This window comes from Anaerohalosphaeraceae bacterium, from assembly GCA_035378985.1.
In the GTDB taxonomy this organism is placed as follows: domain Bacteria; phylum Planctomycetota; class Phycisphaerae; order Sedimentisphaerales; family Anaerohalosphaeraceae; genus JAHDQI01.
The window spans coordinates 234,969-257,766 of the sequence record DAOSUR010000001.1 but is presented as its reverse complement, the minus strand read 5'-3'; the positions used below and the strand labels follow the sequence as shown (position 1 = coordinate 257,766).

The 22,798-nt window shown below is 55.9% G+C and carries 21 protein-coding genes and 1 tRNA gene; 10 read left to right on the top strand and 12 right to left on the bottom strand.

What is annotated here, in order from left to right:
* Positions 1 to 118: 118 nt before the first annotated feature.
* The 12 genes from PKY88_01180 to flgB form a co-directional block, all read right to left on the bottom strand.
* Positions 119 to 850 carry a flagellar motor protein MotB gene (locus PKY88_01180; GenBank protein HOQ03812.1) on the bottom strand — a complete coding sequence of 244 codons (732 nt, stop codon included), beginning with the start codon at positions 848 to 850 and terminating at the stop codon, positions 119 to 121.
* Positions 847 to 1,494 (bottom strand): flagellar motor protein MotB, encoded by a 648-nt coding sequence (locus PKY88_01175; GenBank protein HOQ03811.1) that lies wholly within the window; start codon positions 1,492 to 1,494, stop codon positions 847 to 849. Before PKY88_01175 ends, PKY88_01180 begins: the two co-directional genes overlap by 4 nt.
* A 3-nt stretch (positions 1,495 to 1,497) precedes the next feature.
* On the bottom strand, positions 1,498 to 2,268 hold the full coding sequence (locus tag PKY88_01170) for a motility protein A (GenBank protein ID HOQ03810.1): 771 nt from the start codon (positions 2,266 to 2,268) through the stop codon (positions 1,498 to 1,500).
* Between the two features lie 6 nt (positions 2,269 to 2,274).
* Positions 2,275 to 2,955, bottom strand: a complete 681-nt coding sequence (locus tag PKY88_01165) for a hypothetical protein (GenBank protein ID HOQ03809.1) — start codon at positions 2,953 to 2,955, stop codon at positions 2,275 to 2,277.
* 33 nt (positions 2,956 to 2,988) lie between these two features.
* The gene (locus PKY88_01160; protein ID HOQ03808.1) at positions 2,989 to 3,441 is read right to left on the bottom strand and encodes a hypothetical protein; all 453 of its coding nucleotides are present in this window, start codon (positions 3,439 to 3,441) and stop codon (positions 2,989 to 2,991) included.
* Positions 3,438 to 4,871 carry a FliI/YscN family ATPase gene (locus tag PKY88_01155; protein HOQ03807.1) on the bottom strand — a complete coding sequence of 478 codons (1,434 nt, stop codon included), beginning with the start codon at positions 4,869 to 4,871 and terminating at the stop codon, positions 3,438 to 3,440. Before PKY88_01155 ends, PKY88_01160 begins: the two co-directional genes overlap by 4 nt.
* Positions 4,837 to 5,415: a FliH/SctL family protein gene (locus tag PKY88_01150; GenBank protein HOQ03806.1), complete on the bottom strand. Its 579-nt coding sequence runs from the start codon at positions 5,413 to 5,415 to the stop codon at positions 4,837 to 4,839. The genes PKY88_01155 and PKY88_01150 overlap by 35 nt, the downstream gene beginning before the upstream one ends.
* A complete protein-coding gene (locus PKY88_01145; protein HOQ03805.1) occupies positions 5,412 to 6,314 on the bottom strand; it encodes a FliG C-terminal domain-containing protein in 903 nt (300 codons plus the stop codon). Before PKY88_01145 ends, PKY88_01150 begins: the two co-directional genes overlap by 4 nt.
* A 114-nt stretch (positions 6,315 to 6,428) precedes the next feature.
* Entirely contained in the window at positions 6,429 to 7,973 is a 1,545-nt protein-coding gene (gene fliF, locus PKY88_01140; GenBank protein HOQ03804.1) for a flagellar basal-body MS-ring/collar protein FliF, read from the bottom strand.
* 38 nt (positions 7,974 to 8,011) lie between these two features.
* Positions 8,012 to 8,320: a flagellar hook-basal body complex protein FliE gene (gene fliE, locus PKY88_01135; protein ID HOQ03803.1), complete on the bottom strand. Its 309-nt coding sequence runs from the start codon at positions 8,318 to 8,320 to the stop codon at positions 8,012 to 8,014.
* A gap of 13 nt (positions 8,321 to 8,333) precedes the next feature.
* A complete protein-coding gene (flgC, locus tag PKY88_01130; protein HOQ03802.1) occupies positions 8,334 to 8,747 on the bottom strand; it encodes a flagellar basal body rod protein FlgC in 414 nt (137 codons plus the stop codon).
* Positions 8,748 to 8,764: 17 nt separating this feature from the next.
* A complete protein-coding gene (flgB, locus tag PKY88_01125; protein HOQ03801.1) occupies positions 8,765 to 9,127 on the bottom strand; it encodes a flagellar basal body rod protein FlgB in 363 nt (120 codons plus the stop codon).
* Between the two features lie 458 nt (positions 9,128 to 9,585).
* On the opposite strand from flgB, the gene xseA reads away from it, so the two are divergent.
* From xseA to PKY88_01075, 10 genes are all read left to right on the top strand, one after another.
* A complete protein-coding gene (gene xseA, locus PKY88_01120) occupies positions 9,586 to 10,998 on the top strand; it encodes an exodeoxyribonuclease VII large subunit (protein ID HOQ03800.1) in 1,413 nt (470 codons plus the stop codon).
* Positions 10,964 to 11,314 (top strand): exodeoxyribonuclease VII small subunit, encoded by a 351-nt coding sequence (xseB, locus tag PKY88_01115; GenBank protein HOQ03799.1) that lies wholly within the window; start codon positions 10,964 to 10,966, stop codon positions 11,312 to 11,314. Before xseA ends, xseB begins: the two co-directional genes overlap by 35 nt.
* Before the next feature lie 4 nt (positions 11,315 to 11,318).
* Positions 11,319 to 11,402: transfer RNA gene (locus tag PKY88_01110), tRNA-Leu, on the top strand.
* Positions 11,403 to 11,431: 29 nt separating this feature from the next.
* Complete coding sequence (locus tag PKY88_01105) at positions 11,432 to 12,979, top strand: L-threonylcarbamoyladenylate synthase (protein HOQ03798.1); 1,548 nt, start codon at positions 11,432 to 11,434, stop codon at positions 12,977 to 12,979.
* A gap of 93 nt (positions 12,980 to 13,072) precedes the next feature.
* Positions 13,073 to 13,618, top strand: a complete 546-nt coding sequence (locus PKY88_01100) for a sigma-70 family RNA polymerase sigma factor (GenBank protein HOQ03797.1) — start codon at positions 13,073 to 13,075, stop codon at positions 13,616 to 13,618.
* Positions 13,615 to 15,288: a hypothetical protein gene (locus PKY88_01095; protein HOQ03796.1), complete on the top strand. Its 1,674-nt coding sequence runs from the start codon at positions 13,615 to 13,617 to the stop codon at positions 15,286 to 15,288. Before PKY88_01100 ends, PKY88_01095 begins: the two co-directional genes overlap by 4 nt.
* A 114-nt stretch (positions 15,289 to 15,402) precedes the next feature.
* The gene (locus PKY88_01090) at positions 15,403 to 15,969 is read left to right on the top strand and encodes a carbohydrate binding domain-containing protein (protein ID HOQ03795.1); all 567 of its coding nucleotides are present in this window, start codon (positions 15,403 to 15,405) and stop codon (positions 15,967 to 15,969) included.
* A gap of 165 nt (positions 15,970 to 16,134) precedes the next feature.
* Positions 16,135 to 18,492 (top strand): LamG domain-containing protein, encoded by a 2,358-nt coding sequence (locus tag PKY88_01085; GenBank protein ID HOQ03794.1) that lies wholly within the window; start codon positions 16,135 to 16,137, stop codon positions 18,490 to 18,492.
* An 80-nt stretch (positions 18,493 to 18,572) separates the two neighbouring features.
* Positions 18,573 to 19,394, top strand: coding sequence for a type II secretion system protein (locus PKY88_01080; protein ID HOQ03793.1), 822 nt, complete (start codon positions 18,573 to 18,575; stop codon positions 19,392 to 19,394).
* A 95-nt stretch (positions 19,395 to 19,489) separates the two neighbouring features.
* Positions 19,490 to 22,588, top strand: a complete 3,099-nt coding sequence (locus PKY88_01075; protein ID HOQ03792.1) for a cellulase family glycosylhydrolase — start codon at positions 19,490 to 19,492, stop codon at positions 22,586 to 22,588.
* Positions 22,589 to 22,798: the final 210 nt, after the last annotated feature.

Sequence of the window (22,798 nt, the reverse complement as noted above, 5' to 3'; positions counted from 1 at the left end):
AGAGGGACTATGCAAAAGGTGTGCCGATTAGGCAAAATGGTGTTTTCCGCCGGTTTCAGGGGGTTGCAGAAGTCCGGCGTCAGGAAAACGAACATCTATTGTACAATGGCTTTACGGGTTATTTTTCAATAATCAGGGTAATCAGAATTTGGGTTTGTTGGGTTGTCAGACCGTTTCGACTGGTCCATTCTCCGCCGCTGCCGGCCCCCCAGCAGAAAATAGGCAATTTTTTGTCGGCAGTATTCAGAGTTTCCAGATAGTCTTTTACGGCTTTGGCTCGGCGGGCTGAAAGAATCATTTGACCGGACGGTGTATTTTCCTCCCCGGCTAAGCCGAGGATATACACCATGGCTTCATGGCCGGTTGTGGTGATGCAGATTTGGTTCCAGGCCAGCTGAAGCTCTTTTTGGGCCTTTTCATTCAGTACGGCGGACTTGGGGGCAAATTGGATTTTCATTGGAAGGAAGGTTTTGGAAATGCCGTCGATTTGAGAAGGGGAGATTTTCATTTTGGTTTCGATTTGGAACAAGACCCGCCGCAGCATTTCCATCCGGGCATCGATGGAACGATCTTTTTCCTCATCCATCCCTTCGTCAATATTGTAGGCCGGCTTGGGATGTTTAAATTCAGGCCCGCTTTTGTTTTCAATCAGGAAACCGCTCAGCCCTAAATCCGCCAGTGCCCGTCGTATGGAATTGCTGCCGGCCATAAATTTGTGTTTATCGACACGGGTATCGGCCATGCTGATAAGCATGACAAAAAAGGTCAGCAAAAGAGTAACCATGTCCGAGTACGTGACAATCCAGGCCGGTGCTCCGGCGGGGCTTTCCTGCGGTTTCTTGGTGCTCATTCGTAGATGCTCCGTTCCAGCAGTGTAATTTCCAGTTGGCGATTCTGGGGCGGCGTCCGCAGGGTGGTGGCCGGCGAGATGCTGAACCGCTCCAGGGGCAGCCCCCCTTCCTGAGTGAGGTATTCGAGAACAGCCAGGCAGCGGGCCAGAGAAAGTTCGGTATTCTCCACCGGTCCGGTTTCGGCGATGACTACCCGGCCCGTCACAGAGCCCAGAAACTTAGCCAGGGCTTCCAGGACTTCCCGGCCGGGCTGAGAAATAGCGGTTCCCTGTCCCCAGAAGAACTGTTCCGAGGGGATTGTAAAGACCTTCAGATTTCGAAAATCCAGCGGTTTTTTTTCCTTCATAAAGTTGCTGGTCATCCGGGTGATGTTGGTTCGGGTTTCCGTTCCTTTGGTTTGCTGGACCTGGTCGTTCGATTCCTGTTTTTTATGGAAGGATTCACGGTCGCTGATTCGGCTCCAGCCGATTGAAGGCAGGGACTGGGCAAAGGACTGGGCCAGCGACTCGAAGGTTTCTTTTTCAAACGTGGCAAAACTGATGAGCAGCACAAAAAAAGTCAGCAGCAGCGTCATGCAGTCGCTGAAGGTGACCAGCCATTCCGGTGCGCCTTGCTGTTCTTCTTTTTTTTTGAACCCGGCCATAGATTAAATGTTGGCTTTGATTTCTTCACGATGATTCGGAGCCAGGAACGCCTGCATTTTTTCCCGAACGATGGTGGGATTTTCACCCCGGCTGATGGTGCAGATGCCTTCCAGAATCATCTGCATCGCGGTGATTTCCGCCTGGGAATACAGCCCCAGCTTTCCGGCCAGCGGGATAAAAATGAGATTGGCCAGAATGGCTCCGTAAAAGGTCGTAATCAGGGCGACGGCCATTCCGGCGCCGATTTGGTCCGGCGAGGTCAGATTGCGGAGCATCTGGACCAGCCCAATCAGCGTTCCGAGCATTCCGAAAGCCGGAGCGGAGGCCCCCATAAACTCGAGAATCTTTTTTCCGCGTGCGTGCCGCTCCTGAAGCGACTCGATTTCCAGCGACAGCAGCTCCCGCATTTTTTCCTCATCCTGGCCGTCCACAAGCATCTGGAGGCCCTTGGCCAAGAACGGGTTGTCCGTTTTTCGGATATGCTCTTCGAGAGCCAGAGCGCCGTCCCGGCGGCTGATAGCGGCGTAATTGACCATCTGCTGAATCAGTTCGTTGGGGGACGGCACTTTGACAAGGACGGCTTTTTTGATGACAGAGAAAATCCCCAGAAACTGCGGCAGAGAAAAGTGAATCATTGTGGCGCAGAGCATCCCGCCGACCACGATACAGACGGAGGGAATGTCAATAAAGGCCATGACTCCGCCGCCCATGGCGACAGACACAAAAATCACTGTAAAGCCGAGAACCAAACCAATAATTGTTGCAATATCCATACTTGTTCAGCGTATTTCCTGAATGCGTTTCAGTTTTAAGTTGATCATCGAAGCCAATTCGGGCTGGGCGGTCCCGATTTCCCCCAGCACTTTGGCGGTTGTCCGTTCCGACATATAATACAGGATTTTGATGGCATCAGACGCCTGAGGCCCGGCCGCCATCGCCGCCAGGATACGGGCGGCCTGGGTGGTATCCATTTTGTCGTAGGTGGCGGCCAGCCGCTGGAAATTGGCCTGCTCGAGGGCTTCAATCTGGAGAATGCTCTTCTGCAGTTCCTGCTGTTTTTGTTCGACTTCCTGAGCTAATACAGCCAGTTTGGCCCGCAGCTGATTGAGCCGATCAATTTCCTCCTGCAGGGTTTGCTGGGTCATCTGAATCCGCTGTTCCTCCTGAGCCAGCTGTTTTTCTTTGGTGCGGTATTCCTGCATCCGTGCCCGGATGTCCTCGATCAGGTTCTGCAGCTGCCGTTCAGATAAACCGGGTGTATATTCATCAGAGGCAGCCAGAAGGTACGAAGGACCTGTTTTAGCAGGTGCGTCGGCGGAGCTGTTGGTTGCAGCGGGAGAAGAAGCCGGCTGGGGCAGAGCCGCTGCACGTTTCTTTTTCAGATGCCAGCTGACACCGAATGCCGCTGCAAAGCACAGCAGTCCGGTCATTATCAGAATCAGCAAATGAATTTTTTTCATACGTTTCTTCTCCTGTCCGAAAGCGGGTTGGATTTAGACAGAGGCCGCCGTCGGACGGTTCCAGTTTGTATGCGTATAATCATCCAGTTGTTTCTGTTCTTCCAGATTCACCTCGTATTCGTACTGCCGTCGGGCTTTTTCCCGAAGCCGTTCCAGACCCTTGCGGAATTTCTGTACCTGCAAATAATCATCCAATTTTTGGCGGCGGCGCTGCTCGAGAGCCCGTCTCTGTTCGGCCAGCTGCCGCAGGGCGGAATCAACTACGGGGGCATGCCGCCAATAGAGGGCCTGTGCCGCGATGCGCTGGTCTTCCGGAAGAGACTGGATTTGACGCTGATGAGCACGCAGACTCATCTGAAGAGCCATCATCCGCCCCCGCAGCACCATCGACTGTTCCGTCAAAGCGACAATCTCGCTTCGCAGGGCGTTTTCTTGTTTTTCCTTGATGGTCAGCAGCTGTTGGAGTTTCCAGACAAACTTTTTCATTTAGGATTCCCCTGAGAGGCCGGGTTCAGCCGGGCTTTGGGTTTCGGACTCGGTTTTTCCGCCGCGGCGCCGTTTCCGTCAGAGAGAAGCCGTTCCCAGGCGTCGGCGATTTCTTTCATCTGCTGTATAGTCTGTTCAAAGGAGGCCCGCTGGCGGACGGGCTGAATCAGGAAATCACGGATTCGGTCAATCAGCGCGATCGAGCCGTCAATCCGCCGATTGCTGCCGGGTGCAAAGGCGCCGATTTGAATCAGGTCTTCGGCGTCCGTATAGGTTGCGTAGATTTCCCGAAGTTTCAAAGCGGCCTTTTTGTGGGGTTCAGAAGCGACGGCCGGCATCAGCCGGCTGATGCTCTGAAGAATGTCCACGGCCGGGTAGTGTCCTCGGTCCGCCAGTTTGCGGCTTAAGACAATATGTCCGTCCAGAAGGGACCGGGCGCTGTCGGCCACCGGGTCATTCAAATCGTCGCCTTCCGCCAGAACCGTCAGAATGCCCGTGATGCTTCCGTGCGGGCAGCAGCCCAGACGTTCGATGAGTCGAGGCAGCATCGAAAAAACGCTCGGGCAGTATCCTTTTGTTGCCGGCGGTTCTCCGGCGGCCAGACCGATTTCCCTCTGGGCCTGTGCAAAACGCGTTAAGGAATCCATCATAAAAAGCACATGGCTGCCCAAATCGCGGAAATATTCGGCGATGGTTACGGCTGTAAAAGCGGCCTTGACCCTCTGAATGGGAGCGGAATCGGACGTGGCGACCACCACGACACTTCGAGCCAGTCCCTCCGATCCGAGGTCTTTTTCAATGAATTCGCGTACTTCGCGTCCGCGTTCACCGACCAGAGCCACAACGTTGATGTCGGCGGCGCTGCCGTTGGCAATTTCACCCAGCAGGACGCTTTTGCCGACGCCGCTGCCGGCAAAGACGCCGATACGCTGTCCCTTGCCGCAGGTCAGGAGCCCGTCAATCGCCCGGATGCCCAGCGGCAGCGGCTGATCAATCATTTTCCGCCGAAGCGGGTCAGGGCTTGTGCTTTGAAGGGGACGAAGTTCTTCAACCGGGATCGGGCCCTTGTGGTCAATGGGTCTGCCCAGACCGTCCAGCACGCGTCCCTGAAGAGCGCGGCTGACCGGAAGCATTCGCGGTTTGTCCAGGGCACTGACCACATCCCCCGGTGCCACGCCGTCGATGGTATCCAGAGGAAGCAGAATCACGTGACCGCCGTGAAACCCCACCACTTCGGCTTCGATAGTCCGTCCGCACCGCATTCGGATTTGACACAGTTTTCCCAGACCGACCGCCGGACCGCTGCTTTCGAGAATCAGGCCCGAGACGCGGACGATGACACCCTTGGGTTCCGCCAGGTGCAGATTCCGCACGGTTTCCAGAAGCGGCTGAAAATCAATGCAGCAGGTTTTCTCTTCCGTTTTCGTCATGAACTCTTATCCCGGCAGTTAAGGCCTCGGAGATTCGTTTCAAATGTTCCTCGATGATCCATTCAATGATTCCCTCTTCGGTTTCAATCACACATTCCGCCGGTTTCACGGTCGGATCGGGAATCCACCGAATCAGGGCGGAGGGTGCTTCATTGGTTTTTTCTGCGGTTTGCTGAATCGTCTGCAGGTCCTGCGGGTTGAGCCGGACCGTCATCGGGCGGTCCTGACCGATTCCTTCCAGGGCCTGCTGAAGAATGGACTCAATTTGATAGTTGTGTTCCTGAATATCTTTGGCCAGGATTTTGGCGGCAATTTCAATACTGAGCCGAATCAGCTGCTCGCGATGAGAGGCAAAAAGCCGCTGGGCGGTTTCCTGCATCTGTTTGGCGGCCTTTTGGAGGGCGGCCAGGGCCTGCTGAATCTGCCGATTCAACGGGGTCGGTGCAGGCCGTGCGGCCTGCGGTTCCGGACGCGTCGGACGAGCCACAGGGGCGGCGGACGAAATCGGTGCCCCGGAGGGCAGATGGACAACCGTCGTTTTCATCCTTCCTCCTCGATAAAGAGCAGTTCTTCCGTCTCATTGGCTTCCCGCAGCGGCTTGACGACTTCCTCACGCGCCGCCAGAACATCTTTCTTTCGCGGTTCGCCCATCAGGGAGATTTCTTCATCGACCATCTGCGAGGCCCGTTCGGAAATATTGGAGCGGATTTTGGCGGCAATCGCCGGATCGGCTCCGTGAAGGGCCTTGGCCAGAACGGTCGGCTCCACATTTCGCAGAACCTGCTGCAGAGAACGGTCTTCGATTTTGACAATATCCTCCCAGGTTACCATCAGGGCCTTGACGGTTTTGGCGGTCTCCTTGTCGCGGGCTTCAATTTCTTTCAAAAGGGCGTCCCGTTTCTCCTTGTCCAGTCCGCTGAGAACCAGAGCCACCTTGCGCAGCATTTCTTTTGGAACCGTTTCTTTGACAATCGGTGATTCCTCTCGGTTCAGGTCCATAATTCGCTTGCAGAGGATTTCACCGATGCGCCGCAAGGTTTTGGGAGATACTTCAATGGCTTGCGTCATTCGCCAGATGACCTGCTGGCTTTTTTCGGGCTGGAGCCGGTTGAGGACTTCGGTGCTGACTTTCGGCGGCAGCGCCGACAGAACCAAGGCAACGGCCTGAGGCGGCTCGTTTTCGAGAGCGGCGGCAATGTGGGCCGGCGACGAGGAGGCAATGACCAGGAAGGGGTCCTTTTCCCGGACGGCCTGCTGCATTCGGGCCTGAAGTTCAGCGGCTTTTTCTTTGCCGGCTGTGCCGTGAATGAGCGAATTGACGAAGCTTTTGATATGCAGGGTGCCTGTCTGGGCCTGCTGAAGGTGCCCGCAGAATTCACGGGCCACCTGGTAGGCCTGTTCGCTGTTTTGCTTGCCCTGGGCATCGAGTTGGGACAGTTCCATGGCGATTTTCTGAATCACCTCCTAGGGCTGGCCCTTGAGCAGTTCTTTGGCCGTAGCCGCATCCAAACTGGTCAGAAGCAAAGCTGCTTTCTGAATCCCCTTCAGACGCATGGATTACTGTTCCTCCGCAAGCCAACTGCTGAAGAGCGTGCGTACTTGTTCAGGATTCTGCTGAAGCTGTGCGGCAATCATTCGCCGCATGGCCGCCGGTGAATCCAGTCCGGCCGGCAGCATCGGCATTCCTCCGCCGCCGAGCATCATTTCAGCGCCCGACGCCGGCTGGGCGGCGGCTTTGGCCGTGGCGCGGGTGAAAATCCGCAGCACCAGCAGGGCACTGACAGCCAGAATCCCCATGGACAATTGACGCGCGATTTCAATCAGACCCTCCCAGTTGGGACCCGTCTGGATGGGTTCCGCCGGAGGGCGGTAAAACGGCACATGTTTTACAGTAAGGTTTTGTTCGCTCAGGAGGTCCGGACCGATTGCGGTGCGGATAATCTCCTTCACATCCTCCACAGACATCAGCAGACTGTTTTCATTTCCCGGCGAAGCGGTTTGCTGAGTCTGCTCTGTTCCTGCTGCCGGATTTTCCGTCGAGGGTTTGGAAAGATCCACAATCACGGAAACCGACCAGGCCGTCACTCGCCCCGGAATTTTTGTTTGGGTAGTGACGGTTTCCGGCAGCTGGTATTGGGTTGTTGTTGTTCCTTTCTTTTCTGTGGAGGAGGGAGTATTGCTTCCTCCTTCTTCGGAGGAGCTGCCGGCGGACTGTTTGATGGTGGATGTTTCGTCGATGGTTTCCTCGACGGGGATTCCTTTTTCGTAGGTTTTGCGGACGATGGATTCGCTGTTCATATCGATAGCGGCCTTGACCATCACGGTGGAACGATTCGGGCCGAGCACGCGTTCAAGGGCCTGCTGAAGGCGGTTTGCCATCTCCGTTTCCACGGCGTTCTGGTACTCCAGATAGGTATTGGCTCCGGCGGCATGGCTGTCCAGTTTTCCGGCTTGGGAAAGAATGTGTCCCTGACTGTCAGCGACGGTCACTTGCTCCGGTGTAAGTCCTTCAACGGCGCCGGCAACCAGATTGGCAATGGCGGCGACTGTAGATTGACTGATTTGCCAGCCGGGCTTGAGCTGGAGCATCACGGAGGCGGTTGCTTTTTGCTCGCCGCCGGTAAAGAGGGTTTGTTCAGGCCGAACGATATGAACCCGTGCATATTGAACTCCGTCAAAGACCTGAATGGTGCGTGCCAGCTCCCCCTGCAGGGCTCGGTTGTAGTTCATCTTCTGAACCAGAGGGCTGACGCCGAGTTTTTCGTTGTCAAAAATTTCGTAGCCGGGTTCGCCGCTTTTGGGGAGCAGTCCTTCACGGGCGGCCAGGGCCCGAAGTTCGTGGACTTTGTCGGCAGGGACAAAAATGCTGCTGCCTCCGCCGCGGATTTCGTAGGGAATGTTCTGTTCGCTGATTTTGTCGGCGATTTTGGAGGCCTGTTCCAGAGAGAGATTGCCGAACAGCAGCCGCATTTCGGGCCGAGTGGCCCAGCGGGTCAGCAGAACGGCCGTCAGAATGCACGTCAGGACCAGGGCAGCCAGAAGGGCGCGCTGGACCAAGCCGACTTTTTGCCAGACTGCATTGATTTTATCCAAGAACCCCATACCGCTCCGTTATCCCTGAAGGTCTTCCCCGGAAAGAACTAAATTTGCATCCGCATGGTTTCTTTGTAGGCTTCGACCAGTTTGTTGCGTACTCCGACCAGGAGTTTGAAACTCATATCCGCCTTGGCGACCTCCGCTACAACGGTGTTGATGTCCTGCTGTTTACCGGTCATCAGGTCAAGAATGGACAGATTGGCCTGGTTCTGCTGGTCGTTGACCTTGTTCAGCGACTCAAGAATCTTGTCTGTGAAAGACGGTGTTTTCTCCTGCTGAACGGATGGGAGATTCGATACGGCGGGAGCCGTCGTGTTGGGATAATGGATTTTTGGGTTGAATTGCACACTCATGCGCATCCCTTTCTTATCGTAACAGTTCCAGACTCGATTCGACCATTCTCTGGTAGCGCCGGAGAACGGCAGCGTTGGCCTGATAGGCCCGGCTGGCCAGGTTCAGATTCACCATTTCCGTAGGCCAGTTGATATTGGGCATCAACACATAGCCGTCTTTGTCTGCCTGCGGATGGCCGGGCATCAGGACCCGCTGAAAGGCACTTTGGTCCTGGACAATATCACTCAGTTCAACACCAGCCAGACTGTCTTCTTCTTTTGTTTTGAATTCTGCAACCAGCCGGCGGTAAGGCTGGCCGTTGCCAGCGTCCGTGGTTTGAATATTCGCCAGGTTGGAGCCGATGACCTCCATCTGCTTATTGTAAGCCCGCAGCCCCGATGTGGCGATGTCGATTGGATTGAACAGGTTGGGGTGCTCCACTTTCATTTCTCAATCCTTTCGAATCATCCGGATACTTTTATGGCGGCATCCATCTGCTGGTATTTTTTCTTCAAAATCAGCATATAAGTCCTGTGCTTAATGGTATTTTTGACCATTTCTCCGACTTCACTGTCCAAAGACACATCGTTATCGAACTCATTCAGAGGGGTATTCTGCGGCTGATAAATCTCCGGTTTCAGCGAATCGGGGTCGATGGATTCATTTTTTTTCAGGGCTTCCTGGAGGATCTCTTCAAACTTGATGTCGGAACGGCGAAAACCGGGAGTATTGATGTTGGCGATATTGTGAGCAATGGCCTGCTGGCGAATGCCTTCCGCCCGCATCCCTGCTTCCAGAAGGTTCAGTATGGTATTGTCCTGAATCATTGAAGATTCTCCATAAAGGCACTATCAGTCGAGTGGAGGATGTGCAAGGAATGTGCCAGCAAATCGACAGACGCGTTTTTTGATGGAATAGTCGAGTTTTTGGCCTAAAAAGCCGGGTTTTTAGAACAGAGGGTTGGGGGAAGGAACGGAAAAGTTCGTTTGGATTTTGAACAAATGAAGAAAAGAGAAATAAAAAACCGAAACAATCGTGACGATTGTTTCGGCCTTGTGAAGGTTTGGCACATGCGCTTGGTAGGCGTGGACCTTCTGTAGATAAGTCGTTTCTGATGAGGGGGCCATTGATAGAAAAAAGGGAAATTCTCTAAAATAATTTGCAAAAGACTTCAGATTTTTCCTATTTTAACATTCATGGTGCACAAATAGTCTGACTTCAGATATAGAGATTGTTCAAAATTCGACATCGCATATAATAAACAATAACAACAATAATATTGATTATGGCCCGAGATAAATTACTCATTTTGTCCGTTTCTCAGGTGAATGCGATGGTCAATGAAGCCATCCGCAGGCATTTGCCTTCGCGTTTTATCCTCAGAGGGGAAATAAGCGACTGGAAACGGCACCAAAGCGGGCACTGTTATTTTATATTAAAAGATACAGAATCTCAAATTTCCTGTGTTTTGTGGGCCAGACAGTACCAGAAATTGAAATTTCAGCCGGAAAATGGAATGGAGATATTGGCGACCGGTCATGTCGAGGTCTATTCTACACAAGGCAAATTTCAATTTTACGCCGAAGACTTGCAGCCGGCTGGGATTGGGGCCCTGCAGATTGCTTTTCAGCAGATGTACGAAAAACTCAAGGCAGAAGGTCTTTTTGAGGAGCGGTACAAAAAGCCGATTCCCCAATTTCCGCAACGGATAGGAATTGTCACCAGCAAAAGCGGGGCGGCTGTTCATGACATAGCTGACAGTATTTGGCATCGCTGGCCGATTGTAAGGCTGTTTTTGTTTGATGTGCCGGTTCAGGGAGAAGGGGCGGCGGAGGAAATTGCCCGGAAACTGGATTGGATAAATCGCAATAACAAGCAGCTGCAGCTGGATTTGCTGATTGTCGGACGCGGTGGTGGTTCGATGGAGGATTTGTGGGCCTTTAATGAAGAGGTTTTGGCCCGGGCGATTTTCCGCTCGAAAATCCCGATTATCAGTGCAGTCGGTCATGAGATTGATACAACGATTGCCGACCTGGCGGCAGACGCCCGGGCTTCGACACCAACCAAAGCAGGAATGCTTGCTGTACCGGACCAGCACGAAGTCCTTAAACAGCTGGGGATGGTTCAGCGTCGGCTGGTGCATTCGATGCATTCGGCGTATCGGACGGCCTGGGAGCAGCTGCGGACGATTCTGGCCAGCTGGGTCTTCCGGGAACCGCAGGGAATGGTTGAACGGGCCTGGCAGCGTGTAGATATGGCTGCGCTTCATCTGGCCGGGGTGATGCGGGAGCGGTTTGATCGCCTGCGGCGACGGCTGGAGCAGGCCAAAGACATCGTGCGGCGTCTGGAACCGGTGCGGCTGATTGCCGGCCAGCGTCTTCGTCTGGAGCGGATGCAGGCGGCGGCACGTCAGGGGCTGTCTAAAGTGCTCGAGCAAAAGCGGTTGCAATTGTCGGCGGCGGAGAATAAACTGACGGCGATGGACCCGCGGGCTGTCCTCCGCCGCGGTTATACCATTACAATCAACATGCGGACCGGACAAGTTATTCGCCGGCTGGAAGAGGTTGATGTCGGCGATGTCATTTTGACGGAACTTGCCCAAAGGCTGCAGTTTACGAGCCGGGTGGAAGAAATGCGGTCCGGCAAAGCAGGAGACGTAACCCATGGCCAAAAAGACAACCGACGGGAATCAAAATGACCTGTCGAAACTGAGTTTTGAAGAGGCGATTCGGGCCCTTTCCCAGATTGTCGAAAAAATCGAAGGCGGGCAGGTGCCCCTGCAGGAAAGTCTGGAGCAGTACGAAAAGGGAATGCGGCTGATTGCCCATTGCCGAAAGATTCTTCAGGAGGCCGAAAAGCGAATTGCCCAGATTGAAGAAGTGCACGCAGGGCCGAAGACCCCGGCACGCCCTGATGAGGATGAACTGGAGGCCCTGGCGAGGGAAATTGACGGGGAGGCGGAGGAAGAATTCGGCCCTGAAGAGGAGGAAGACAGCGATTGGATGAAAGGATAAACAGGCGAGCGTGGCGGAATTGGCAGACGCGCAAGGTTTAGGTCCTTGTGTCCGTAAGGACGTGGGGGTTCGACTCCTCTCGCTCGCAGTGGTCAGACAGCCAGCACGGAATCCGAAATGAGTCAAACACGTCGCCCGGCGGTTTTTTTGGACAGAGACGGCACCCTGATTGAAGACATCGGGTATGTACGTCAACCGTCTGAGGTTGTTTTTTTCCCCGAAACCTTCGAAGCGCTTCGGCGTCTTGGGGAACATTTCGTTCTGTTTATCGTGACCAATCAGCCGGGGATATCCCAGCAGGTTCTCCGTGCCGAGGAGGTTGAGAGCGTCAACAGTTTTGTGACGGACACGCTGCGGGAGGCGGGGATTTGCATCACGCAGGTTTATGTCTGTCCGCATCAGCGGCAGGAAGGATGTGAATGCATCAAACCGCGTCCGTTTTATCTGCGGCAGGCCGCTCAGGATTATTCAATAGACTTAAGCCGTTCGTTCTGCATTGGAGACCATCCGCATGATATCGAACTGGCCCGAAATGCCGGTGCCGAAGGAGTCTATGTACTGACCGGCCATGGACAGCAGCATTGCCGGGAAGTGCCGGCGGGGACTCCGATTGCTCGGCATATCGGAGAAGCGGCCGAGTGGATACTCCGGAGAATCGGTTCGAAGGAGTTTTTGCCGAATGAGGAGGAGATTGCGCAGGCGGCGGACTGTCTTCGCCGGGGCGGACTGGTTGCCTTTCCGACCGAAACCGTTTATGGACTGGGTGCCAATGCGCTGAGTGAAGAGACAGTTCGGCGGATTTTCGAAGTCAAACGGCGTCCGAGTTTTGACCCGCTGATTGTGCATGTGGGCACAATTGAACAGGCCCGGCGTCTGGTGCGGGATTTTCCAAAGGAGGCGGAACTGCTGGCGGAACGGTTCTGGCCCGGACCGCTGACACTGGTACTGCCCAAAGAGCCGATTGTGCCGGATATTGTGACGGCCGGGCTGCCGACGGCGGCGATTCGAATGCCGGCGCATCCGGCGGCTTTGGCCCTGCTGCGCCGGGCGGATGTACCGGTGGCGGCTCCGAGTGCCAACTTATTCGGGCATGTCAGTCCAACCTGTGCCGAGCATGTGCGGGAACAGCTCGGGGATGCCGTGGATTTTATTTTGGATGGAGGACCCTGTTCAGTAGGGGTCGAGTCCACCATTCTTTCGCTGGCCGTGCGGCCGCCTCTCTTGCTGCGGTATGGGGGGATTTCCGCCGAGCAGATTGAAGAAGTTATCGGACCGGTGCAGCGTGTTGGGTTTACGGAGCATACTCCGCAGGCACCGGGCCGTCTGGAGCATCATTATGCGCCGCGGACGCCTTTGTTTCTGGCGCCGGAGCTGATACGTCCCCCGAAAGGACGTCGGGTTGGGCTGCTGACGTTTCGGCCTTTGTCGGAGGCGGGGGATTTTGCCGCGGCGGAAGTGCTTTCGGTATCAGGGAACTTAGAAGAGGCGGCCCGCAATCTGTATGCGGCGATGCGCCGGCTGGACCGCTGCGGGCTGGAGGAAATCATTGCTGTTGCAGTGCCCAATGAAGGCATCGGCCGGACTATCAATGACCGGCTTTGCCGAGCCAGCTGGAACAAGCCAAAGGACATTTTAATCGACTATAAACAGGCCAAAAAGGATTGAGAATCTCTTTTTAGTGCCATTCCAAAAATAAACCGCAAAAAAAGCTCCGACTGTACGTTATCCTATTCGGAAAGAGTACAGGAAGCCTTTTATATGGATTATGCACATCAGAACGGCTCGTCGCAGAATGAAGAGTTTGTCCGTCTTCTTTTGGTTTATCAGAAGCGGATTTACGGGTTTATTTTGGCGATGGTGCCCAACTATGCGGATGCAGAGGACCTTTTCCAGCAGGTAGTGATGATTATGTGCCGGCGATTCGGGGAGTTTGAGCCGGGAACCAGTTTTCTGGCCTGGGCCCTCCAGATTGCCCGCTATGAATTGAACAATATCCGCAAGACCCAGCGGCGGAGCCGTGTGCAGTTTTCCAGCGAGACGATGGAGATGCTTTTTGACCAGACCTGCCGGCAGATTTCCCGGATTGACCAGCGGGTTCAGTGGCTGGAAGAGTGCCTCAAGCGGCTGGAGCCGTCGGACCGGGCACTGGTTTACCGGCGGTATGAACAGGGGATGGCCATCAAGGACATTGCTCAGCAGTTGGGGCGGTCTGTGTACAGTCTGTACCGAGGGTTCAACCGGATTCATCTTTTTCTGAGACACTGCGTCAATGCCCATCTGCAGGCGGAAGGAGGGGAAAGATGAAGGCCTTTACCCGCGATGAATTTGAATTGGGGCTTTTGATTGTGGAGGCATTGGAAGGGGAGATTACCCCGGAGCGGTTTTCGGAGCTGGAAAAGCGGCTTCAGTCGGACCCGTCGGCGGCTCAGCAGTATCTGGAAGAGGTGATGAACTCTGCGGCACTGATGTGGCGGGCACAATTGCTGTATGCAGAGGCGATGCAGAGCGAATCGGGAGAAGATACGCAGTTTCTGGCGGCGTTGGGAGAATATGAAAAAACTGCTCCGGCGGTGTTGATAGAGCCGGAGGAAAAGACGATTCCCGTCGAAACGAGGTCCCCTGTGCAGGTGCGAAAGCGGACGAGCCGGTTTTCGCTGGCCGCTGCGGCAGCTGCTCTGGCGGCGATGGTGCTCCTGCTGGTCTGGCTGGAACTGCATCCGGCAGCCGCGGAAGAGCCGGCGGCGCGGATCGCTGATGCGCTCGGGGCCGTCTGGGATAGTGAAGGAGAAGGCGGACAGGAACCGGAGGGGCTTTTGTATGCCGGCAGCAGGCCGTTTGTGCTGAAAGAAGGATATGTTCGGCTTACGTATGAAGACGGAGTGGAGGCCGTAATTGAAGGGCCCGCCCGGTTTCAGATTAAGGGACTGGAAGAACTGGGGCTTTCGTATGGGCAGGTTTATGTACGCTGTCCGGTTTCGGCAACCGGTTTTTCGGTATCGACCCCGGCGATGAAAGTGATTGATTTGGGCACGGAGTTCGGCGTGAAGGTCAGCGGGGTTGGCAGCGCCCAGGTGCATATGCTCAAGGGCCGGGCGTCGGTGATTGTCGGCGGAACCAAGGGGGGACCGCGTCAGAGTGTTCTTGTCCAGGAGGGACAGGCCAAACAGGCAGGGCCTGAGGGGGCGATTCAGGACATTCGTCTTCAGCAAGATTTGTTTGCCCGTCAGATTTCCTCGCGGGCCGGTGTCGTCTGGCAGGGTCAGCGGCTGGATGTGGCGGATGCGGTCGGCGGCGGGACGGGCTTTGGCGGCGGTCGGTCGGGGTGGGGTCTAAGTGCCCAGACGGGGCGGGCGTCGATGCTTCAGGATGCCCGACTTGAAAACAGTCGGCCGGCGGTGTTTGCAAGAACCCCGGAGCATCCGTTCATTGACGGGGTGTTTGTTCCGGGCCGAACGTCCTCCGGCGGCGGAATGATTACTTCAACAGGTCTTCGTTTTCAAGAGGTCCTGTTCTGCAGCGGGGCGGGATTCGCAGGGGTGTATTGCGGACGGGCTGAACAGAACAGACCGGAGGAATATTTCCGGCTTGTATGGGAGGAAAGCCCCGCAGCGAGAAGCCGGACGGCGCTTTGCATGTACGGCAATGCCGGAATTACAGTTGATCTGGAAGCGGTTCGGCGGGCAATTCCGGGCTGTCAGGTCCGAGCGTTTCGGGCCGTTTGCGGTTTGTCGCCGGTGGAAAGTCCTCGCTTGGCGGTCGGCAATACGCTGGCGGATGTGTTTGTTCTTCTGGACGGTCGGCTTGTCTTTGAAAAACGGTCTGTCTCGAGATTTTCCGAACCGGAGCAGATTGAGATTCCGATCGAACCAACGCATCGGTTTCTGACTCTGACAGTGATGGACAGTGGCGACAGCCTCGGCGCAGATTGGGTGGTCTTTGTCGAACCGGTTCTGGAACTGGTGATGGAAGACTGAACGAAAAAGAAGAAAACGGCTTCAAGGCCGATTTCTCCCGATAAAAAGTGTGAAGTGTGGTGTGTGTGAGAATGGATGGAAAGAAAACCTAATTGAATTGAGGAGGTGTGAACGATGCAGAAACGAATGATCTGTTTGCTGGCGGCAGGACTGATGCTCAGCGGCTCTGTTTGGGCGAATCTGCTGACCAACGGGGATTTCAACACAGGTGATTTGAGCGGCTGGTGGACGTGGGTGCCGGATACGGTCAATCAGTCCATTTCGATTGAGACCGCCTATACGTATGATTCCACGCCGAATGCGAAGATGTGGTCGGCAACGGACGGCTCCTGGCAGGAAATGGGGCAGTCGTTTGCGGTGGCGGCCGGAGCGAATTATGTGCTCAGTCTGGTGTACAATGCTACGGATTGGGCCAATGCAGGCATCAATCTGAAATACTGGGATTCGAGCTGGAGCTATGTCGGGTATCAGTGGATACCGTTGCTGACGCCGCCGAATTCGGGTCAGTGGACTTCGTTTGTCCAGACCTTCACCACACCGGCAGGGGCGGCCTATGCAGAGGTGAAGTTCGCGATGGGCGGCTGGGGCACGCTGTATGTGGACAATGTGAGCGTGGTGCCTGAACCGGCCAGTCTGGTAATGCTCGGACTGGGCGGCCTGGCGCTGGTGCGGCGTCGGTAATCGAACGATGAGAAGAACCGGCTGCGGTGCGGTGAAACGACCGCAGCCGGTATTGAAAAAAAAGACTTCTATGGCCCAGACACGGGTCTAAAAGAGAAAATCTGTGAAAACAGAATCCTGTTTTCCGGCAGGATAAAGAGAAATAGGTTTTGGGAGGTGCGTGTTATGAGGCGAAGAATACAGATGGGGCTGGCTGTTCTGGCGGTGATGCTGGCGGCTCAGGCCGGAGCGGTGGAACTGCTGGTCAACGGGAATCTGAACAGCTGGACCGGCGGTGTGCCGGACGGCTGGTATGTGTATATCGGCAATCCTAATCAGGCCTGGTTTGCCATGGAAACATCCTTTACGTATGACGGAAGTCCCTGTGCGGTGATGTATCCCAGCCAGGGGGAATGGCCGGGGGTGGAGCTGGGACAGACGGTAATTTTTGAGCCGAATTCGTTTTCGGTCCTCCATTTCAGCTGTGTAGTCGTTACACGCTGGTACAGTTCGAACAACTGGGGGGATGCCACGGTTGAGATTACCTATCGCGAGCCGAATGGAACGTATCTGGCGTATGATGAATTCATCCTTTTCGCGAATAATCAGTATCCGGTTCCGACGGTGTGGACAGCGTATAATCATGATTTTACCGTTCCGCCGGGTGCCGGACAGGCCACGTTGGTCCTGCGCGGCTCCGATTGGCTCAAAGGGGTGTATTGGGATAATATTTCGCTCAGCTACTCCGGAACAACGCAGGCAGAGTGGCTTTCTCCAGCCAACAACAGTACGATTCCGTGGGAGGACCCGACCCGATGCGGTTATGGACCTACGCTGCGGTGGAAAGCGGCTCAGGAGGCGACCGGCGTTCATTATGTGTATCTGGGAACCAGCGAGGAGGCGGTGGCGAATGCCACAACCTCCTCTCCGGAGTTTCTGGGGACGGTTCCGCTGGGCGAACCGAATTTTGTCCTTTCGCTCGGACAGGTGGTCAAAGGGCAGACGTATTACTGGCGTGTGGATGAAACCACATCGAGCGGGGTAGTCAAGGCGGCGGGTGTCTGGCGGTTTACCATCAGTCCGTTTACGGATTTGGATTTGTTTGACTATGCTTCAACGGCCGCTCTCCAGGCGGTTTGGGGCAGCGGAGCGGTTTTGAACAATGGGGCGATGGAGATTGCCTATGACCATACCGGCAGTTCGTATCTGACAGAAGTGGCGGCGGATGCGGATTTATTCGGATGCTCAACGGACTGGACCCGCGGCGGCAACGGGCTGCTGACGCTGGATGTCAAGGGCCATGATAACATGGTCGATTCAATTTATGTAACGCTTGAATCCAACGGCGGAGTCCAACGCGGCACCGTTCAGTATCGCGATGTCCGAGAACTCAATCAGCAGGCGGGCTATGAGTGGTTCCATTTTTGGCCCATCGCTTTGCAGGAATTTGCGGCGCAGGGGGTGGACCTGACGGCCGTGAGTCGGATTATCATCGGTGTCGGGACGAAAGCGTCTCCGACTCCCGGCGGAGCCGGTTCGGTTCTGGTAAACAACCTGAGGCTGAGCACTCCGATGTGTCTGCGGGGCTATACGCCGGCGGATATTAATCAGGATTGCGTAGCAGATATTTACGACTTTGTCGAAATCGCCAGGAACTGGCTGAAGGAAGCCGCCTCGGTGACCGCTCAGACGCCTTCGCGGGGACCGGTGCTCTGGTATGCCTTTGACGAGGGGACCGGCACAACTGTCAGCGATTTGTCGGGTTTCGGCTATCACGGAACGATTGTACCGGGTGCGGATCCCAACGCAGTCTGGGGCGGAGTCGGCAGCGGTATCGGCGGTTCAAATTGTCTGTATCTGAACAACAGTGCCTATGTGCAGGTGCCTGCGGCGGCGGCCAATATCGGCGACCCAAATGCTGCCCCGCCGGCGCTGGGCGCCGAATCCACAATTTCGCTCTGGGTCAAAGACCCCGGGCAAAGCGATGCAGATGGCGAACTGTTCCAAATCGGACAGGATGGAGCTGTTCTGGGCAACTGGATGAATGTCACAGGCAAGTTTGAGTATGAAGCGGGCGGCGATACGCTCGTCTGGACCGGCAGCCGATATTATTCGTCAACAGACCTGTACAGCAATCCGTCTCATCCGCAGGACGAATGGGTGCATTATGCCTTTGTGAAGAGTGCTTCGGCAGGCCTGATGCGGATTTACCAGAACGGCCGATTAGTCGTTGAAATGCCCGCATTCAGCACGTATTCACCGGCCGTGGATGACACAAACGGCTTCTTTTCCATCGGGGCCTGGCGGTGGTCGGGCGGCGCCGGCGGATTTGTGGACGGCTGGATTGATGACTTCCGCGTCTATGATTACGCCCTTTCGCCGGAAGAGGTGCTCCAGCTGGCTCAGGAGGGCGGTGCGGCCTCCAGTCCGATGCTTCAGCCGCTCATTGAACCGGCAGATGTTAACGGCGACAGCCGCATTGATTTAGAAGATGCAGCGGAACTGGCTCGACTGTGGCTGCAGGCTGCTGTTTATCCTGATTGAAACCGGAAAAGGGGGAAGATCTGCTTGAGCGGTTCTTCCCCCTATAACGGAATACTCGGATAGAAAGGAAAGGCAAAACCATGAAAGACCGTATGCAGCAAAGAGTGCGTGCGTTTACCCTGATTGAACTGCTCGTGGTGATTGCAATTATTTCGGTTCTGCTGTCGGTGCTGGTGCCCAGTCTTCGCAAGGCCCGAGAGCAGTCCCAGGGAGTTGTGTGTCTTTCCAATCTGAAGCAGTGGGGGATCCTCTATACCCTCTATGCACAGGATAATGACTCGAGTCTTCCGATCGGCTGGAACGGCGGGAAAATGTGGATGACGGATTTGCTGTCGTATTATCAGAATACGGACGACCTGCGGCTCTGTCCGCGGGCCACGCGGTTTCTGGATACGGTGCCCGGTCAGGTTCCGGGAGAATTGACGGCCTGGGGCCGGTATGGGTATGGCGGCATTTCTGTGCCTTATTGGGGAGAACACGGCCAGTACGGCAGTTATTCCGTGAACGGCTGGGCACACAACCCGCTGGATGTGGGTGTGCCGGGTACATATAACATTGCTCCGGCCTGGCGGGACTATTACTGGCGGAAAATCAGCCGAATCCGCGTGCCGTCCGCCGTGCCGCTGATGGGCGGCGGAATGTGGGAGGGGGCCAATGCCATCGATACGGATTCGCCGCCGCCGTCGCGGGGAGTCGAAGCCGGCAAGAACGCCTACAACAGCGGCGGTCTGAGCACGTATTGTCTGGACCGGCACAACGGCGGTCCCAACTGGCTGTTTGTCGATGGACAGAGTCGAAAAGTCGGTCTGAAAGAGTTATGGCGGCTGAAATGGAACACGCGGTGGAATAATAATCAAAGCCGTCAGTGGCCGGAATGGATGAAACGCTACCCGGATTATTGATGGCGGCTTTTCAGGGATGAAGGCGGATTTCTTTTAAAAAACAGTGTCCCTGTCCCAGAGGCGGACAGGGACTTTTTTTCAGATGAACAGCTCGGATGGAGATGATACAATCGATGCGGATGAAGAAAGGATTTCAATCAGTCGCTGTGCTGCTTTGGACGGCGGCGGTTTGTGCCCTGGATGCCGGAGGAGCGGGGCGGTCCGAAGCCCAGAGGGGTCTTTTTATAGATGCGGAAGGCGTGCTTCGCCGGCAGGACACCCAGCAGGAGGCCGCCCTGTTTGGGGTGAATTACTGTCTGCCGTCCGGCTACAGTTTCCGGGCCGCCGGCTATGTCGGGGCGGACCGCAAAAAGACGGTGGAGGCGGATATGGCCCATCTGGCTCGGCTGGGGCTGGACGGGCTTCGGCTCAGTTTCTGGGGAGACTGGGAAAACAGCGACCGGCAGGGCAATCTCATTGACAATGAGCATCTGGATTTGCTGGATTATGTGATTGCCCAGGCCGAGAAAAGAGGGATATCCATTCTGCTGACGCCGATTACGCTGTACAGTCCGGTCTGGCCAGAGCCGGAGGAAATGAACACCTGTCAGGGATTCCCGCGTTTTTTCCCCAAGCGCGAACTGGGCATTAATCCGGAGGCGATTGCCGTTCAGCAGCGGTATCTTTCGCAGATTGTTCAGCATGTCAATCGCTATACGGGCCGTGCTTACAAAGATGAGCCGGCGATTGTGATGATTGAACCGGTCAATGAGCCGCATCATCACCCGGGCCAAAAGCCCGTGGAGTATATCAATGTCTTGATTCAGGCGATTCGGGACGCCGGCTGGAACAAGCCGATTGTTTTCAACGTCAGTCAGGATATGACGATTGCACCGGCCGTGCGGGATTCCCGAGCCGATGGGGCCACGTTCGGCTGGTATCCGACGGGTCTGGTCAGCGGCTTTACCCTCACGAGCAATTTCCTGCTGCGGGTGGAGTCGTATCGGCTTTTGTTTGACCCGGCCTTAAAGAACAAGCCCAAAGTCGTTTACGAATTTGATACGGCGGATGTGGCGGGCTCGTATCTGTATCCGGCGATAGCCCGCACATTTCGCAGCGGCGGGGCTCAGTTTGCGGCGATGTTCACCTATGACCCGCTGCCGCTGGCCTCGAGAAATCTCGAATATCAGACTCATTATCTTAATCTGGTTTATACGCCGAATAAGGCCGTCAGTCTGCTGATTGCGGCCGAGTGCTTCCGCCGTCTGCCGAGGAGCTTTACCGCATCGGAATCAAACCGTTTCGGGCCGGTGCGGGTCAGTTTCGAGGAGGATTTGAGCGAGCTGGTTACAGAGCGGGAGTTTTTCTATTCCAATACGACCCAGACGACTCCGCCCAAACCGGAGCGGCTGGAACGGGTCATCGGCTGCGGCTGCTCGCCTGTGGTCGAGTATGAAGGAACCGGGGCATATTTTCTGGAAAGACAGACTGAAGGGCTCTGGCGGCTGGAGGTCTACCCGGATGTCGTGTGGATCCGCGACCCGTTCGGCCGGCCCAGCAGGGGCCGTCAGGCGGCATATTTAGCTTGTGGGACAAGGCGGATGAAGATTGCCGTGCCGGATTTAGGGACCTCGTTTACGTATGAGGGGGCCGATGAAGGCAATTCTCTTGCCGGCAGGGCTGCTCAGGGAACTCTGGAAATCCAGCCGGGAGTGTATCGTCTCCAGAGAGAACCCTCCGTTTCAGCGGCAGCCGATTTCAGCCGTGAGTACATTGTACCCGCCCGGCAGAAAAATCCGGTTGTGATTCACCATCTTCCGCCTCGGCAGATTGCAGAAGGCAGACCGTTTGCGGTTCGGGTCAAAGGCGTGTGGGAGCAGCCGCCGCAGGAGGTGGTCTGCTGGGTGCGGAGACAGGCGGGGGCGGAGTTTGAAAAGATTCCGATGAAACCGCTTTCGCGGTTCGACTATGAGGCGTCGATAGAGGGCAAAGCGGGTCAACTTATCGAATATGCGGTGAGTGTGATTCAGGAAGGGCAAATGCTTACGTTTCCGGCGCGGATTGTCGGACCGCCGACTTCTTCAATGAAGGCCGAAGCGGCCCCGCAGGTGCTGTTTGATGCAGCGGCGGTTTCCCAGACGCCGGAGCTGAGGCAGTGGTCCGCCCGTCATGCGTCCGTTTCGCTGCCGGAAGAAGGCGGACGGCGGCGGCTGCGCGTGCAGACGGCCGGATTTGAAGCCAATGGGGCCGTCAGCATTGAACTGGCCCTGAACAGTCCGCCCCCGTCTGAAGGTCCCGACGTTTTTGAGAAGGAAACCTACGAAGATGCCGTTTTGATTTTCAAGGGACGGCCGCTGAGCGAGCAGACCGACCGGCTGGAGCTTTTGCTGATTGACCGCTACGGGATGCAGAACAAGCATCTGCTGCGGCTGGACGGACGAAAAGGCCGCACAGAGATTCTGCTGAAAGATGTCTGCATTGCAAATCTGAAAACGGCACGGCTGACGTTCGGTGCGTGGCTGTTTCCGGGGTCTGAAGGGGCCTCTCACGGCTTTGAGCTGGAGGAGATTGCCGTACGGCCTTCGCCCCCGCTTTGGCAGGTGCCGGTTGCGGCGGCGGAGTCGGAGTTTGTGCTGTTTGAGGCGTCGGCGGACAGCGGCCGACTGATTTTCCCCAATTCGGAACACCGGGTTTCTTTCCGGCACCGACTGACCTCCGGGACGACGGCGGACAATACAGCGCTGCGGGTCGATGTGCCGACGTTTCGTCCGGCGCCGCAGGATGTCTCGTTTCGTCTGCTGTTGGATGAGCGGATAGAGCCGCGCCGGGAGGATTTGAAGCGGCTGAATGCGGTTCGGGTCCGGGTTCGGGCGGGACTGCCCAAGACGAGGCAAATGGAGCTGCTTTTCATTGGGCGGGACGGCTGGGTGCGCGGAGTTCGGATCCCGCTGACCGATGAATGGAAGGAGCACGAAATCCCGCTGAGCCGTTTGGAGCCGATGACGGCCAGCTGGCTGCCGCGGCCTTATCCGACGGTGGGGCTGGATTATTGGGACCAGCCGGACCGAAGCGGCGGCGGGCCGGTTGACTGGAGCCGGCTGGAGGCCGTGCAGGTCTCCTTTGGGGCCCGGCTGTTTCCGGAGGCCGCCAACGAGCCGCACGCCCTGGAAATCGAACGGATTTTTCTTGTCCGTTCTGTCCGACAGGAACAATAATTTTTTGTTGTTTTGAGTTTCGTATTTCGGATTTCGAATTTTTTTTTCACTTGGGGGTTGCCGATGAGAAGACAGACAGGGTGGACGATGCTGCTGGCCGCCTGGCTGCTGGCGGAGGTTTATGCCGGGCCGCTGACGGCGGATTTTGACGGCGATGGGAGAATCAGTATCGCCGACCTCGGACAGATGGCCTGTGCCTGGCAGACGGCA

Excerpts from the sequence above, each read along its gene's own strand:
- xseA (HOQ03800.1), top strand. The coding sequence starts at position 9,586 with ATGGCCCGAGATAAATTACTCATTTTGTCCGTTTCTCAGGTGAATGCG.
- xseB (HOQ03799.1), top strand. The coding sequence starts at position 10,964 with ATGGCCAAAAAGACAACCGACGGGAATCAAAATGACCTGTCGAAACTG.
- PKY88_01180 (HOQ03812.1), bottom strand. The coding sequence starts at position 850 with ATGAGCACCAAGAAACCGCAGGAAAGCCCCGCCGGAGCACCGGCCTGG.
- PKY88_01100 (HOQ03797.1), top strand. The coding sequence starts at position 13,073 with ATGGATTATGCACATCAGAACGGCTCGTCGCAGAATGAAGAGTTTGTC.
- PKY88_01155 (HOQ03807.1), bottom strand. The coding sequence starts at position 4,871 with ATGACGAAAACGGAAGAGAAAACCTGCTGCATTGATTTTCAGCCGCTT.
- PKY88_01170 (HOQ03810.1), bottom strand. The coding sequence starts at position 2,268 with ATGGATATTGCAACAATTATTGGTTTGGTTCTCGGCTTTACAGTGATT.
- flgC (HOQ03802.1), bottom strand. The coding sequence starts at position 8,747 with ATGAAAGTGGAGCACCCCAACCTGTTCAATCCAATCGACATCGCCACA.
- PKY88_01080 (HOQ03793.1), top strand. The coding sequence starts at position 18,573 with ATGAAAGACCGTATGCAGCAAAGAGTGCGTGCGTTTACCCTGATTGAA.
- PKY88_01105 (HOQ03798.1), top strand. The coding sequence starts at position 11,432 with ATGAGTCAAACACGTCGCCCGGCGGTTTTTTTGGACAGAGACGGCACC.
- fliE (HOQ03803.1), bottom strand. The coding sequence starts at position 8,320 with ATGAGTGTGCAATTCAACCCAAAAATCCATTATCCCAACACGACGGCT.
- PKY88_01165 (HOQ03809.1), bottom strand. The coding sequence starts at position 2,955 with ATGAAAAAAATTCATTTGCTGATTCTGATAATGACCGGACTGCTGTGC.
- PKY88_01160 (HOQ03808.1), bottom strand. The coding sequence starts at position 3,441 with ATGAAAAAGTTTGTCTGGAAACTCCAACAGCTGCTGACCATCAAGGAA.
- PKY88_01085 (HOQ03794.1), top strand. The coding sequence starts at position 16,135 with ATGAGGCGAAGAATACAGATGGGGCTGGCTGTTCTGGCGGTGATGCTG.
- PKY88_01150 (HOQ03806.1), bottom strand. The coding sequence starts at position 5,415 with ATGAAAACGACGGTTGTCCATCTGCCCTCCGGGGCACCGATTTCGTCC.
- PKY88_01090 (HOQ03795.1), top strand. The coding sequence starts at position 15,403 with ATGCAGAAACGAATGATCTGTTTGCTGGCGGCAGGACTGATGCTCAGC.
- PKY88_01175 (HOQ03811.1), bottom strand. The coding sequence starts at position 1,494 with ATGGCCGGGTTCAAAAAAAAAGAAGAACAGCAAGGCGCACCGGAATGG.
- fliF (HOQ03804.1), bottom strand. The coding sequence starts at position 7,973 with ATGGGGTTCTTGGATAAAATCAATGCAGTCTGGCAAAAAGTCGGCTTG.
- PKY88_01095 (HOQ03796.1), top strand. The coding sequence starts at position 13,615 with ATGAAGGCCTTTACCCGCGATGAATTTGAATTGGGGCTTTTGATTGTG.
- PKY88_01075 (HOQ03792.1), top strand. The coding sequence starts at position 19,490 with ATGGAGATGATACAATCGATGCGGATGAAGAAAGGATTTCAATCAGTC.
- flgB (HOQ03801.1), bottom strand. The coding sequence starts at position 9,127 with ATGATTCAGGACAATACCATACTGAACCTTCTGGAAGCAGGGATGCGG.
- PKY88_01145 (HOQ03805.1), bottom strand. The coding sequence starts at position 6,314 with ATGGAACTGTCCCAACTCGATGCCCAGGGCAAGCAAAACAGCGAACAG.